Genomic DNA, 12877 nt, shown 5'->3' with positions numbered 1-12877 from the left:
AAGAAAAAGGATACAGGGGAATATGGACGGAAACTTCGCTTCAACAATCGCAGACGCGGTCGCAGATGCGGCCAAGCAGATGGGCCATGTGAACATCCTGATCGCTGGTCGGTCTGGAGTCGGGAAGAGCACGCTGGTCAATGCCATTTTCCATGAGGATTTGGCTGAAACGGGGCAGGGGCGGCCTGTTACGAAGGAGACCAAGGAGATCACCAAGGAAGGGATGCCGGTATCGATCTTCGATACCCGTGGCTTGGAGATGGCTGACTATAAGAGCACCATTGGTGCGCTCACGGATTTCATCCAAGCTCGTAAAAACGAGGTTGACCCCACGAAGCACATCCATGTTGCTTGGATTTGTGTGATGGAGGACGGCCGCCGCGTGGAACCCGCGGAAGTGGAACTGCATGCTGCTCTTTCCAAAGTTGTTCCTGTCATCGGCGTGATCACGAAGCATCGCTCCGACCAAGGCTTCAAGAAGGAAGTGGAGGGCCTTCTGCCAGAGTGCAGGAATGTGGTCCAGGTGCGCGCAATCAAAGAGGAGCTTGATGACGACGTTGTATTGCAGCCCAAGGGCCTTTCGACCCTGGTTGAGGTCACTATCGGTGCGATCCCTGAAGGTGCAAAGCGTGCTTTCGCTTCTGCTCAAAAGGCGGATCTGAACACAAAAAAGTCTGAGGCTCGGAAGATCATTATGGCCGCAGCCACTGCGTCTGGTGCTGCTGGAGTCAGTCCGATTCCCTTTTCAGACGCGATGATCATCGCTCCTGTTCAGATTGGGATGATTGCAAAGATTACGTCGATCTTTGGCGTCAACCTGACCAACTCGATGCTCACTTCGCTTGTCAGTTCGGCTGTGGGTGTTGCAGGTGCAAGCTTTCTTGGGCGCACCTTGGTGAGTAACTTGATCAAGTTCATCCCAGGTGTAGGCACCGCAGCAGGCGCGGCTATTTCAGGGACGACCGCTGTTGCGCTGACATCCGCACTCGGAGAGGCGTATCTGGCCGCCATGGTTGCCATTTTCACCGATGATCCGGATGCGTCCCCAACGGGCGAAGAGATCGGCACTCGGTTTAAGAACGCCATGAGGGACATGCTCAAGAAATGATGCCGAGGCCCGGCTTGTCCGCGTGATAAGCCGGGCTGCTAACGTCTGAGAGACGGTTGGATGTCCTGGGTTGCGTCAGCAACAGAAAGTCCTCCCCCTTGAAGTGGGGTGTGGGGACACTTAACAAAGCCATCTTTCGGCGACTCGTTGTCTGAAGTGCATCTTGCTGAAGATGCCGCCTCGCGGAGTCATCAAGTCAACGTTTTCTGTCGTGCCTAGTATGAGTCTGTGATTTGGCCCTCATCCCACTAATGGGCTATAACCGTTGCTTGCCCTCAACGGAGTGTTTCCCTTGGCCTTGACCACCCTTCAGTCGATCAACGCGGAAATCAAACAACTCGAAGCCCAAAAACGGTTGGTGGAGAAACGCGACGGTGAGGTGCCCAAGGCCATCGCGGTGCTTCAGAAGTATGCGAAGGTTCTCAGTCCCGCCCAGCGTCGTCAGGTTGCCAAGCTCATTGGCGAGGCCATCGACGTCACGCCGGCGCGTTCCCCGAAACCTTCTGCGGGGCCGCTGAAAGGCCGAAAGCTCGGCAAAGTCGCCCCCAAGTATCGACTCCCGACGGGAGAGACCTGGGCAGGCCGAGGGCTGGCACCCAAGGCTTTCACGGCATGGGCCAAGTCGGCCGAAGGCAAGGCGTGGGCGCAGGCCAACCCTGGGGCCAAGTTCCCGCCCGCCGCTGGCAAGGTGAAGAAGGCCGCGGCTAAGGGAGCTGCGAGGGTGGGGAAGGTCGCCAAGAAAGCAGGGACGGCAAAGCCGATTCGGAAACCTGCCAAGAAGGCCAAGGCGAAGCCGGCTGCTTAATCCCGTGCACAAAGGCCCTGCGAATGCCCGTGCCAAGGCGTTGGCCGCTGCACACGTGTTGCTCGAAATGGCCGACGGGACGCTCTTGCAAGGGGAGGCTGGAACGCGACTGCGCACCGAGTTTGGGCTTCATTGGTCCGCCTTGACGTGCGTCCAATACTTGTCAGGGAAGGACGCGGTCGCTGCATTGGCCGCCCTTCCGGGCGAGTGGAGCGAGCAGGGGCGGACGAAATCGGATCTCCTCCAAGCCGTGGTCATGGCCCTGGCGATTGTCCGCGAGGCGCGCGGCAGTCGCGGAGGGAAGGTCTCTGCCAGTAAGCTGTCCCTGCGCCTTCAAGAGGTGCGAGCCGCGGCCGTGGGGCAGCCCCCGGGCGTGGAGCCTTGAGTGCCAATGCGACGGCTGCACAATCCGGATGGATGGATTGGATCGCCGAGCGCCTGCCTGTCTGAAAGAGCGTCCTGTGCCCAAAACGGCGTGCCTCGGGCATGCCGCTTACGATCACAAGATGACGGTTCGCTGCGGCTCAGCTGAACATTGCTAGTTGCGGTTGTAGCCGTTGCGGGACATCAAGATTCGCTTCCAATGCGACTCCCTCTTGTCGATCTGGCTCTCTTGGGAGCGCCGGTCCATGACTTCGAGGATCGAGAAGCGGAGATCGCGCTGGCGCTCGGTGGCCTTGATGCCGAACTCTTGGACCAACGCCTTGTTCCAGCCGTGCCCGGTGCTCGAATACTGGCACCAGCGACCCCAGATGCCGGCGTCGCCGTCCGCTTTTCCGACGTAGAGCAGGCCGGTCTTGCTGTCCGTTAAAAGGTAGATGCCTTTGACACTGGAAAGAGCTGCACGCCAAGAGTTGTTGCCGCTGGCAACGATGCGGTCCAGGGTATCTTTGTCGATGTCCACTTGACCGAACCCTGGGAACTCTCCGTCTCCCAGCTTTTCTGCCAGAAGTTCGTGCACCACCATGTCCCCCGAGAGGGTCTCGCCCCTGAGGTAGGAGGTGCGGCTGACGTATTTCCCCGTCACGAAGAGGCGTCCTTCTAACGCAAGTGTGCTGTCGATGCGTTTCAAGTTGTAGTCAACGTGGGGTGTTCCGTCGGCATCTACATCGGGTTTGCTTCCCACGGATCGGAAGAGGCCGGCGAACATCCAACGGTAAGTGTTGGGGACCTGGACGAGGGACAAGACCAGGTCCCGGTCAAAGTTTCGCTGCCGCTGCCAGCATTGCCAATCGTCAAACCGGCCGTCCAGCCAGACATCGATCGGATCGTCGATCTTGTTGTTCCGGGCCAAGTGAACCTTGGTGCGAGCCGGATCAAACGAAGGTTCGTATAGCTTGATGAGGTCATACAGGAGCACGTGCAATCCCTGGCGGCAGTCTGGACCACCATCTTCCCACTGCCAGCCGCTTCTGAACCAGCGACCGGAACGTTTCAGGGGAAGGAGCTGGCCCGCTTCGCTTGTGCCTGCACTGGTTGCACCGGGCATGCGCGGCCACCACGTTCCCGGATACGTCTCGGCCCCCGTCCTGCTGGGCGACCAGGTGCTCGGCGGTGCATTGAAAGGCTCGGGCCTTGCTGGGCTTCAGCCCAAGCTCTGAAGGAGCCGCGAGCCACATCGGAAGGCCGCAATAGAAGCAGCGGCCAGACTGGGCATGGAAGGCGGATGTGCGGATGGATTTGAGGCGCTTGGTCGTCATGGATGGCTCCGGAATCAAAAAAAGATTCCCGCGCCCCCATTGGGTGGACCTCGGGCACCCGGAGCCTATTGGCTATGCGGGCACAACACCGACGCTTCTGCGACCGGCGATTGCTTTTTAGCTCACTCGTGCCCTCGGTGCAAGCGCTTGGGTTGGCCCCTGCAACTCTTGTTGCCCGATCCTCTTGCGGAAATGGATTTATCGAGTATTGGTGAAGTAAGCCCAAGTCGGGCCGTATCCCTTTTTCCCAATATCCGAGGAGGATTTTTCATGCGCAAGACCCTTTCTTTTTCTCTGGCCTTGATGGCCGCGTTTTCTGCCACTTCGGCGTCCGCCGCTGACGTCACCGAAGACCTGATGATTTCTGCGACCGTGAACAACGAGTGCAGCCTGCTCGTGACCCAGCTGGGCGGCGGTGAATACAACGGCTTGGCGTCCGGCACGCAGGGCTATTCCAATGGTGCGTTGATGGTTCGCTGCAACCAAGGCACCGCCTTCAGCATCGTGCCCGGCGATGGGTTGAACTACGGCGCCGCGATTGCTCGTCCCAATCACCGCGCCGTGTCCGATGGGGCCGGAAACTTCGTCGCCTACGGCCTCTTCAAAGATCCTGGTGCCAGTCAAGTGTGGGGCAGTGGGGCCGACGCTTGGGAGGGCGTGGGAACCGGTGAGCAGCAGATGATTGGCATCGGTTATGCCTTCTATGATTTGAACAAGGTGCCCGGCGGGACCTTCTCCGACACCATTGCGGTCACCCTGACTTACTGACCCACGCAGGTTTTCTATCAAACCCCCGGATATCTCCGGGGGTTTTCTTTTGAGGGTGGGTTGACAACTTTAAATGTTTTGGTTGGATCAAGGGAGGTGATCGATTTGGAGGAATGATGTTGAAGCGTTTGTTGGTGGTTCCATTGTTTATGCTGTGCGCCGCTCCTGCGTGGGCGGGCAACGTGTCGTTGTTTCCCACAAGCATCGTGGCCCCGGCTGGAGAAAAGGCAGGGGCGTTGACCTTGGAAAACCACGGGGACATCCCCGAGCGCTTTCAGGTGACGGTGCTGGACTGGTCCCAAGATCCCAGCGGGCAGGACGTGACCGGCCCCGCCACCGCGGTGCTTGCGGCGCCGTCCATTGTCGAAATCCCGCCTGGGTCCCGCCGGGCCGTGCGGTTGGTGCGCACCCAAGGCATCGGCACGCCGGGCTACTACCGCGTGCTGCTGCGCCAGTTGCCCCAGCCGTCCACGGCGGGCCAGGTGCAGTTGTTGATCCACCAGAACCTGCCGGTGGGGTTTGAAGACGCCAAGGCCGGTCCTCCGGTGCTCACGGCCCGCCTGACCGCCAACGGTCTTCTGCTGACCAACACCGGTCCGACCGCCGCGCGCCTGACCGCCGTCGGTCCTCAAGGCATGCCGGCGTGGCGCGAAGGGGCGCTGGGGTGGGTGCTCCCTGGTCAGAGCAAGCTGGTTGAGCTCAAGCCCGGCTTGAAAGCGGCCTCGCTCTCGATCACGGTCAACGGGTCCCCCGTCGCCGTCCCCGTGAACTGAGGGCGACACATGCGGCGGGGAAGGGTCCTGGGCCTCGCGCTGGCCCTGTCCATCGGCAGCGCGCACGCGGCCATCCCAGAGGGGGTGGAGCCGGTGCTGGCCGCGCCAATCCGGGCCAACGGGCTGCCCGCCAAGGACCCCGTGTTGCTCTGGCAGCAAAGTGGGGCCTGGGTGGCCGAATCCACGACCTGGCAGAAGCTCGGCGTGACCCTTCGCCCGGGCGAGGAGGGCCAGGACCTGACCGACCAAGCCTTGGGCGTGACCGTGGCTTACACCCCCGAGAACGCCACCGTCCAGCTCACCATTCCGGCTGACCGCAAGCCGGCGCAGCAGCTCAGCCAGCACGGCACTCCGGTTTCTCAGGTGTCGCCCGGCATCGGGGGCGTCTTGGTCAACTACAACCTCGCCACCCAGATTGCAGGCGGGCAACAAGCGACGTCCTTGGCACTGGACGCGCGCACCGGAGGGCGTTGGGGCGTGGTCTCCACCACCGGGCAGCTCAACCAATCCCCCAACGGGTTTGGCATGCGCCGCGGCATGACCGCTTGGCAGAAAGACGACCTGCCGCGCCAACGGACTTGGCAAGCCGGCGATGTCTACGCCACGCCCCGCATCGGCCCGGTGGCGCTGGGCGGCATTCGCCTCGCGAAGGACCCGGCAGCGCTGGATCCGCTCACGCCGACGTGGCCCGTCCCGACCTTAGGGGGGATCGCGTTGGACCCGGGGCAGGTCAAGGTCCTGTCCAACCAGGCTGAAATCACACGCCAAGACGTCAAGGCCGGCCCCTTCACCGTGGACGGTCGAAACGTGGCATTTGGAGCCAGCCAGACGGCGGTGGTGGTGCGTGACGCCTACGGCCGGGAAACCGCCGTTTCCACTGCACGGCTCTATGTCGCCCCGACCCTGCTGCGTCCCGGGCTCTCCGCCTGGGAAATCGCCGCCGGCCAGGTCCGCGAAGACGAAAATCGCTACGGCACGGCCGGCGTCAGTGCTTCTTGGGCCAAGGGCGTCAACGACCGCTGGACCATCCGAGCCGGTGGGCAGGTGGACGAGAACGGCAAGGGCAACGTCACCGTGGGTTCCACCTGGGCCCCGGGCACCTGGGGCGTGCTTGACGGCGAGGTGGGCCGCTCAAGCGACGGCGGGACGCGCTGGGCTGCCCGCTACGACTACCGAGGGCCCGCGTTTGGCGTGCGGCTGGAACACGAAGAAAACGACGGCTTCTGGCGACTGCAGAGCGAGACGGCGCTGCCCATCGTTTCGCGCACCCAAGCCAGCGTTTCCTACCGCCCGGATCGCCGCTTCACTTTGCGTGGCATCTACAGCGCCATCGACACGGGGCGCTCCAGCCTGGCCTTCGCTTCCTTGGGCGTGAGCGCGAACTTGGGCACTGCAGGCCAGGTGTCCGCCAACGTGCTGAAGGACCTCAACGGCGGCGATCTCCAGGTATCGGCGAGCTACACGTATCGCTTCGGCAGCAAGGCCAGCGTGGGTGTGCGGGCCCGCCAGGCCCCAGGCCAGGATGCCCTGACCACCCGAGCGACCTACCGCACCGAGGGCGGCCTTCGCTTGGCGGCAGAGCACACCGAGGGCGATCAGGGCAGCACCCGGGCCACGGCGGATGCCATGACGCGTTACGGCGACGCCCGGATCATGCTGGACCGCTACGACGGGCAAACCCAGGTGGCGGCCAACTTCTCCGGCGCCGTGTTCCTGGACCACCGCGGCGTGGCCTTCGGGCGACCCGCCTACGCCAGCTTCGCCGTGGTGGATGTGCCCGGGCAAGCGGGCTTGCCGGTGCGGGTCAACGGGGCGCCGGTGGGCATCACCAACCGGCAGGGGCGCGTGCTGGTCACCGACGTTCCCTCCTTGCTGCCCACCACCGTCAGCCTCAAGGACAAGGAGCTGCCGGTGGGCGTGGAGATCGGGGAGACCGAAAAGCAATCGGTGGCCCCCCGCCAAGGCGGTGTGCGGGTGACCTTCCCCGTGCTGACGCAGAACGCCCGGGCCTTCACTCTGACAGGGGCCAGCATCGCGCCGGGCACCCTGGCATCTACGCCGAACGAACAAGCAATGGTGGGCTACGACGGAGCGCTCTACCTGGAACACCCCGAGCCGGGGATGGCCGTTGAGGTGTCGGACGTGTGCAAAGCCGTGTTGCCGTCTCCACTGCTGGGCGTGGACGAAGTGGCGAAGTTAAGGTGCAACTAGCCGCTCAGATCTCCCTCGCGAGTGGGCGGCACCCCTAGCACTCTTGCCTTTGCAGCAATGACTGCGCAAACGGTCAACCCACATTCCGGGCAAACCGCAGGCTTGAGGAGCCTCTCTGGCAAGATAGGAACGATGGCCCCGCATTCGCAGCGCAGCCCCAGGGCTTCGACCTTCTGCACCCGTCGCTCCGGGTCCCCCTTGATGGCCAAATAGCTCGAGTTGCACTTGGTATTCGGGCAGAAAACGGGCTTGTCCCCCGCTTGCTCTGCCGGGCCGAGAATCAGCACATGGCCGCAGTCGACGCATTTGCCCGTCGCGAGATCCTTGCCGGCAGCGATCAGCGTCGAGCTCGCAACCTCTTCCAGCTCACCGATGAGAACACGGAGCCTTTCGATCTTCGGCCGTGCGTTCGTCAGATCTTTGCGCAAATGGAGAAAGCTCCCCAACGAGTTGTAGTAACTGCGAAACTTGCCCCAAGGAATGCGTTTGGCCTCGCCTATCGGCAAAAAATCCTTGTCCTTGAAAGCGGCCTTCAAGTCAGTTGAGGCGAAATCGAGGTCTTCGGGCAGCGGCGTGACCGAGATGGAAAAGCTGGCTGTTTGATCAGAGTTGGGGTCGAACGTGGCCAGCATTTTGATGATCTGGTCCGGTCGCCATTCGCGAGCAAGCTCGGTGGAAACGTCTTCACCGTATGCAGCCAAGTTCTGATAAGCCACAGATTCCAAGCAGAATCGTAGTTCCAGCGCGGCGTAGATGAATGACGCGTCATCGCCCCTGCTGATTAGTTCTTTAGCCGTGCTTAAACGTTCCGCGATGTTGTAAAGGGCCATAATCAAAGGTTACTCGATTGGAACTCGGGATCAAGTTAACAGCCGCCTGTAGGCACTATCTCCCAACGAGATTGCCTAAATGCGTGGGCGGGACTAGAGTTCGTGGAAGGGGGGATGGCCAGACCAGTTGAGAAGGAGCGCCCAATGCCCATCAGGGCCGTGGTGTATGTCAGCGAGGCATCCGACGCGTTGCGCGGCGATCTGCTTGGCCTCCGGAGCGGCAAGCTCCAGGAGCTGGTCGACGACGCAACTCGATTTAACCGGGACGCAGGTGTCAGTGGGGTGCTCTTGTTCGACGGCACGCGCTTCCTCCAATACATGGAAGGCCCCCCGGACGGGTTGGACGTGGCGTTCTCAAGGGTGCTCGGAGCCTCGAGTCATCACGATCTGATCGAACTGCAAAGAGGGACGATCAAGGATCGCCGCTTGCCTTACTGGCCTATGCGCTGGTTGCCTGTGGAAGTCAAAGAGTTGAGCGAGGTCGCGGTGGGCGACTGGGCTGGTTTCAAGGTGCGCGGGGATGGAGAAGCGTTGAACGCAACGGCGATCGACCGGCTGCTGTTCCTAGTGAGCAGACGCGCACTGGTAGGACGATGAACCAGTGGCGACCGCCTGGCCGCGCAAGGAATCCGCCCCCTACGTGCAGCCCAAGTCTTCGTGGATCGCCGTAACAAGCTGTCGGAAGCGGTAAGGCTTCGGGAGAAATCGAACGTTCTCGGGCAGCGGGGGCAGCTGCGAGCGTTGAAGGCCAGACGCGAGCATGACGCGGGCCTGGGGTTGAGCAACCGCGGCTTCCGCCGCGACCTCCAGCCCGTCGGCGCTGTCCGGCATGTTGAAGTCGGTCACTACCACCGCGAACTTGGCGCTGCCGCGCAGGAGGACGAGGGCCTCGTCCCCGTTGCTGGCGGGAGTGACTTGGAAGCCCTGAGAGGTCAGGGCCTCGACGACGACGCTGCGGAGATCGTCTTCGTCTTCAACAAACAACACGTGGATCGGCATCTCAATGCTCTGGTGCGGGGAAGCAAAGGCTAACGCGGGTTCCCTTCCCAAGCTCGCTCTGGAGCTCGGTGAACCCGCCGGACTGGGCCGTGAAGCCAAACACTTGGCTCAAGCCCAGCCCGCTGCCCCTTCCAATGGGTTTGGTGGTGAAAAACGGTTCAAATACCCTGGCCTGCTGGTCTGCCTCAATCCCTGAACCGTCGTCTCGGATGCTCAGGCAGATGTAAGGTCTTTCACTGGTGTTGGGCAACGTAGGATCACGGGTTTGCCGCGCAGACGCCGTGATGAGGATCGTTCCGCCCTTCGGCATGGCGTCGCGGCTGTTGCACACCAGGTTAAGGATTGCGGCCTCCAGCTGTGCCTTGTCCAGCGACAGGGTCGGAAGGCCCCGGGAAACTTCGACGGTCAATGCGATCGCGTCGCCGGCGGAGCGGCGCAGCATCGCTTCGCATTCGGCCATCAAGGCGGCCAAGTCGACTGCCTCTGGCACCAAGGTTTGTCCCTTGCCGAAGGTCAGCAACTGCCGAGTCAGAAGGGCCCCGCGCTCGGCGGCCCGCTGCGCGGTATCGATGAGCTTGGCCACGCCTCCGTTTTTCACCCGCAGGCTGATGAGGTCTAAACAGTTGGCCACGATGGTCAACAGGTTGTTGAAATCGTGGGCCAAGCCGAGCGTGAACTTGCCGATGGCCTCCATCTTCTGCGCCTGCAGGAGATCGCGCTGGGCTTGGAGCAGCTGCTCCTGCGCTTCGTGGCGCTGGGTGATGTCGCGGGTGATTTTGGCAAACCCCACCAGTTCCCCGTCTTCCCAGATGGGATCGATCACGACGCTGGCACGAAAGCGGGTCCCGTCCTGCCGCAATCGCCAGCCCTCGGCGACGTAGCGCCCTTCTAAGGCCGCGGTCCGCAGGTTTCGCTCTGGTAGGCCGGCTTGGGCCTCCTCGGGCAGGTAGAAGCGGGAAAAGTTGGTGCCGACCACGTCGGCAGCCTGGTAGCCCTTGATTCGTTGCCCACCCGGGTTCCAGGTCTGGATCACCCCGCTGGGGTCGAGCATGTATAGGGCGTAGTCGGTGACCGAGTTCACCAGCAGGGCAAACTGCCGGCTCTCGTCCCTCAAATCGGTTTTCGCTTTCGCTGGTTGGTTCATGGGTCATCCTCTCGGCAGGGCCACCGAAGGGCGACAGAGTGCGCAGTGTAGAAGAGCGACGGCCGTCATCCTTTTGCGCCCTCTTAACAAATCGGGCGAGCCCTCGGGCCACACTGTCCAATCGTGGCACATCCACTCAGAGCGCTTGTAGGGAGAAAGTCATGGGATTGGACGGCAAAGCAGTAAGGGTTCTTCTTGTAGAGGACGAACCCACTCTCATGATGGTCTTGGAGCAGGCCATTGCCCAAGTCGGCTACGACGTCTCCAAGACGGCCGAAGATTTGCCCACAGCCTTGGTATGCGCCGAGGAGGCGGCCTTCGATGTTGCGGTGCTGGACGTCAACTTGAACGGGGTCGAGTCTTACCCCGTGGCCGATCGCTTGGTCGAGTTGGGGGTGCCGTTCCTGTTTACGACCGGCCTTGGGGCCAACCGGCTGCCCGAACGCTTCAAAGGCACGCCCTTCCTTGAAAAGCCGTTTCGCCTAAAAGAGATCGCCGCGGCCCTCCAGTCCCTTTGCCAGGAACTGGAGGTTCATTGAGTTTCCGGGCCTTGGGCACCGGTCGGGACCTTCGGGTCCCTTTTTTATTTCAGCGGGGCCTCGACCTGCTGGTAGGTGCCCACGGTCTCGCTCACGCCTAGGATGTGGCCCTTCGCGGCCTTCAGCACCTCGTCCCGCGTTGCCCCGGCCTTCATATCAAGCACGGTGTCCAAGGCCAACAGCTGGAAGTGGTAATGGTGGGGTCGATCGCCCACTGGCGGTTTGGGGCCGAAATACCCCACAGACCCCCGGCTGTTCACCCCCTGCAGCATTCCCTCCGGCTTCAGGAGTCGCGGATCGACCGGCAGGCCCTCCGGCAGCGATTGCGTGGTCGCTGGGATGTTGTAAGCGACCCAGTGAACGAAGGGTTTGACGTTGGCTGCATCCGGATCCTCCATGATCAGCGCATAGGACTTGGCACCAGGCACCGGGCTCCAAGAAAGAGCGGGCGATGCATCGTCGTGATACGCGCTGAAGCGGGGAGGCAATGCTTGGCCCGAGGAGAACGACGGGGAGCGGAACTCGAACGTGGCGGCTTTGCCGATCCGATCCTTGGCCAACGGCACGCCCGAGCCTTGATTGACTTGGGCCATCAAGGGCCCGCTAGGCACTGCGGTCGCGGGGGAGGCGGACGCTTGGCCTGGGCCGTAAGTCACTCTGTAGATGACGCCGTTGGCATCGTCGCCGACCAAAAGTGCACCGCCCTTCGTCATCGCCAGACCGACGGGCCTTGCGATATGCGCCTGGCCGTTGTCGACCAGGAAGCCTGTCAGGAAGGGCTCAAACCCGACCGGCTTGCCGGCGTTGAAACGAACCCGCACCACCTCGTAGCCCGACGCAGGCTTGCGGTTCCAGGAACCGCGCATCGTCACGAAGGCGTCCCCCCGGTAAGCTGCCGGGAACTGCTGGCCGGTGTAGAACAGCATCTGCATGGGGGCCGCGTGGGCGGTGTAGCCGAGCACCATGGGCTCGCTTGTCGCCGCCCATTGCTGTTTGCTGATCTGCCCTGGCGGGGTGCTCTGGGGATTCACCCCGTCCTTGCCCCAGATGTGGGGCCAACCATACTTCTTTCCTTTCTGAATGCGGTTGAGCTCCTCGGGCTGCTCATCGTTGCCCAAGTAGTCGATGCCGTGATCCATCCCCCACAGCTCCCCCGTTTTGGAGTTCCAAGCAAAGCCGATGGTGTTCCGCAGGCCGCTGGCAAAGATGGACCGGCTCTTGCCATCCGGCGAGGACCTCAGCAGCGCCGCATGCTCGGGATTGGTCTCGTTGCACGCGTTACAGGACGAGCCCACGCTGATGTAGAGCATCTCATCAGGGCCAAAGGCCAGCGTGCGGTTGGGGTGCTGACCGCCATCGGGCAGGTCGTTGATGATCCGTTCCTCTGGACCCAACGTGCCGTCCGGGCGTATGGGGGCGCGATACACGCGTCGTTGGCCGTGGCGACATACAGCTGCCCGTTGGCGATGGCCAGCCCGTGCGCTCCTGGACGTGAGAAGACCACCTTCGGTTCGGCGTCCAAGGCTCCGTCTTCATTGGCATCCTCCAGCAACAGCACGTCGCCTTGATCTCGACGTGAGATATAAATCCGCCCGTCCGGCGCTACGGCGATGATCCGGGGATTCTGAAGGCCTTGCGCAAGGGGACGCACCTGGAAGCCGCTGGGCACCTTCAGGGCCTGAACGTGCTCAGGCGTCGCCTCTGCCTTGGCCGGTTTGAACGTGTGGACGTTGGCTTGGACGTCGGTTCCGTCCCCCTGCTGAGCGAAGGCGAGAGAGGGGGCCAGCAAGACGAGCAAAAGCGCGGAACGGGTCATGAGGATGGCCTGGCGCTGAGGAGCGTTCAGCATGGGGCGGGAGCGGTCAATGGCCTGCGAATGCGTTGCATGCGCGCCGTTCACCACGAAGACCATCGATCGCCAGGCCCACACATCGGCGGTCTCGGACGCTCCGCCGTTCGCCAAGCCTTCACTCGGGGATCGCTTGATCCGCATCCCAGCC

At 62.3% G+C, this 12877-nt stretch carries 12 protein-coding genes and 1 pseudogene; 7 read left to right on the top strand and 6 right to left on the bottom strand.

Going from position 1 to position 12877, the window contains the following annotated elements; translation table 11 throughout:
• Positions 1-22: 22 nt before the first annotated feature.
• Together RT551_RS03040 and RT551_RS03035 are read left to right on the top strand one after the other, a co-directional pair.
• Positions 23-1108 (top strand): DUF697 domain-containing protein, encoded by a 1086-nt coding sequence (locus RT551_RS03040; RefSeq protein WP_100468031.1) that lies wholly within the window; start codon positions 23-25, stop codon positions 1106-1108.
• 292 nt (positions 1109-1400) lie between these two features.
• Positions 1401-1913, top strand: coding sequence for an H-NS family nucleoid-associated regulatory protein (locus RT551_RS03035; RefSeq protein ID WP_100468032.1), 513 nt, complete (start codon positions 1401-1403; stop codon positions 1911-1913).
• Between the two features lie 538 nt (positions 1914-2451).
• On the opposite strand, the gene RT551_RS03030 is transcribed toward RT551_RS03035, so the two are convergent.
• Both RT551_RS03030 and RT551_RS21565 read right to left on the bottom strand, forming a co-directional pair.
• Positions 2452-3402: a GIY-YIG nuclease family protein gene (locus RT551_RS03030; protein WP_197570716.1), complete on the bottom strand. Its 951-nt coding sequence runs from the start codon at positions 3400-3402 to the stop codon at positions 2452-2454.
• Positions 3403-3419: 17 nt separating this feature from the next.
• Positions 3420-3532: pseudogene (locus RT551_RS21565) on the bottom strand (hypothetical protein); the annotation flags it as partial.
• Between the two features lie 351 nt (positions 3533-3883).
• Here RT551_RS21565 and RT551_RS03025 point away from each other — a divergent pair.
• From RT551_RS03025 to RT551_RS03015, 3 genes are all read left to right on the top strand, one after another.
• The gene (locus tag RT551_RS03025) at positions 3884-4381 is read left to right on the top strand and encodes a spore coat U domain-containing protein (protein ID WP_008266871.1); all 498 of its coding nucleotides are present in this window, start codon (positions 3884-3886) and stop codon (positions 4379-4381) included.
• A gap of 116 nt (positions 4382-4497) precedes the next feature.
• Positions 4498-5154: a fimbria/pilus periplasmic chaperone gene (locus RT551_RS03020; protein ID WP_197570717.1), complete on the top strand. Its 657-nt coding sequence runs from the start codon at positions 4498-4500 to the stop codon at positions 5152-5154.
• Between the two features lie 9 nt (positions 5155-5163).
• Entirely contained in the window at positions 5164-7365 is a 2202-nt protein-coding gene (locus RT551_RS03015; protein WP_313455598.1) for a fimbria/pilus outer membrane usher protein, read from the top strand.
• Here RT551_RS03015 and RT551_RS03010 read toward each other — a convergent pair.
• Positions 7362-8195, bottom strand: a complete 834-nt coding sequence (locus RT551_RS03010; protein WP_008267208.1) for a hypothetical protein — start codon at positions 8193-8195, stop codon at positions 7362-7364. The genes RT551_RS03015 and RT551_RS03010 overlap by 4 nt on opposite strands.
• A gap of 144 nt (positions 8196-8339) precedes the next feature.
• On the opposite strand from RT551_RS03010, the gene RT551_RS03005 reads away from it, so the two are divergent.
• On the top strand, positions 8340-8792 hold the full coding sequence (locus tag RT551_RS03005; RefSeq protein WP_040008429.1) for a BLUF domain-containing protein: 453 nt from the start codon (positions 8340-8342) through the stop codon (positions 8790-8792).
• Between the two features lie 39 nt (positions 8793-8831).
• Here the strand turns inward: RT551_RS03005 and RT551_RS03000 are convergent, their stop codons facing one another.
• Together RT551_RS03000 and RT551_RS02995 are read right to left on the bottom strand one after the other, a co-directional pair.
• Positions 8832-9194, bottom strand: a complete 363-nt coding sequence (locus RT551_RS03000) for a response regulator (protein ID WP_008264577.1) — start codon at positions 9192-9194, stop codon at positions 8832-8834.
• A 1-nt stretch (position 9195) separates the two neighbouring features.
• Positions 9196-10338, bottom strand: a complete 1143-nt coding sequence (locus tag RT551_RS02995) for a PAS domain-containing sensor histidine kinase (RefSeq protein ID WP_008267080.1) — start codon at positions 10336-10338, stop codon at positions 9196-9198.
• A gap of 161 nt (positions 10339-10499) precedes the next feature.
• Between RT551_RS02995 and RT551_RS02990 the strand changes: the two genes are divergently transcribed.
• Positions 10500-10877, top strand: coding sequence for a response regulator (locus tag RT551_RS02990; protein WP_024957536.1), 378 nt, complete (start codon positions 10500-10502; stop codon positions 10875-10877).
• A 44-nt stretch (positions 10878-10921) separates the two neighbouring features.
• Here RT551_RS02990 and RT551_RS02985 read toward each other — a convergent pair whose 3' ends face one another.
• The gene (locus tag RT551_RS02985; protein WP_197697522.1) at positions 10922-12304 is read right to left on the bottom strand and encodes a YbhB/YbcL family Raf kinase inhibitor-like protein; all 1383 of its coding nucleotides are present in this window, start codon (positions 12302-12304) and stop codon (positions 10922-10924) included.
• Positions 12305-12877 lie beyond the last annotated feature (573 nt).

The organism is Stenotrophomonas sp. (assembly GCF_032103445.1).
Classification (GTDB): domain Bacteria; phylum Pseudomonadota; class Gammaproteobacteria; order Xanthomonadales; family Xanthomonadaceae; genus Stenotrophomonas.
Note: the sequence above shows the minus strand (reverse complement) of the source record. Positions and strands in the feature narration are given on the sequence as shown.

What these genes read in the sequence shown, in the direction of transcription:
- RT551_RS03020 (WP_197570717.1), top strand. Translation starts at nt 4,498, where the DNA reads ATGTTGAAGCGTTTGTTGGTGGTTCCATTGTTTATGCTGTGCGCCGCT.
- RT551_RS03030 (WP_197570716.1), bottom strand. Translation starts at nt 3,402, where the DNA reads ATGCCCGGTGCAACCAGTGCAGGCACAAGCGAAGCGGGCCAGCTCCTT.
- RT551_RS03000 (WP_008264577.1), bottom strand. Translation starts at nt 9,194, where the DNA reads ATGCCGATCCACGTGTTGTTTGTTGAAGACGAAGACGATCTCCGCAGC.
- RT551_RS03010 (WP_008267208.1), bottom strand. Translation starts at nt 8,195, where the DNA reads ATGGCCCTTTACAACATCGCGGAACGTTTAAGCACGGCTAAAGAACTA.
- RT551_RS03015 (WP_313455598.1), top strand. Translation starts at nt 5,164, where the DNA reads ATGCGGCGGGGAAGGGTCCTGGGCCTCGCGCTGGCCCTGTCCATCGGC.
- RT551_RS03005 (WP_040008429.1), top strand. Translation starts at nt 8,340, where the DNA reads ATGCCCATCAGGGCCGTGGTGTATGTCAGCGAGGCATCCGACGCGTTG.
- RT551_RS03040 (WP_100468031.1), top strand. Translation starts at nt 23, where the DNA reads ATGGACGGAAACTTCGCTTCAACAATCGCAGACGCGGTCGCAGATGCG.
- RT551_RS02990 (WP_024957536.1), top strand. Translation starts at nt 10,500, where the DNA reads ATGGGATTGGACGGCAAAGCAGTAAGGGTTCTTCTTGTAGAGGACGAA.
- RT551_RS03025 (WP_008266871.1), top strand. Translation starts at nt 3,884, where the DNA reads ATGCGCAAGACCCTTTCTTTTTCTCTGGCCTTGATGGCCGCGTTTTCT.
- RT551_RS02995 (WP_008267080.1), bottom strand. Translation starts at nt 10,338, where the DNA reads ATGAACCAACCAGCGAAAGCGAAAACCGATTTGAGGGACGAGAGCCGG.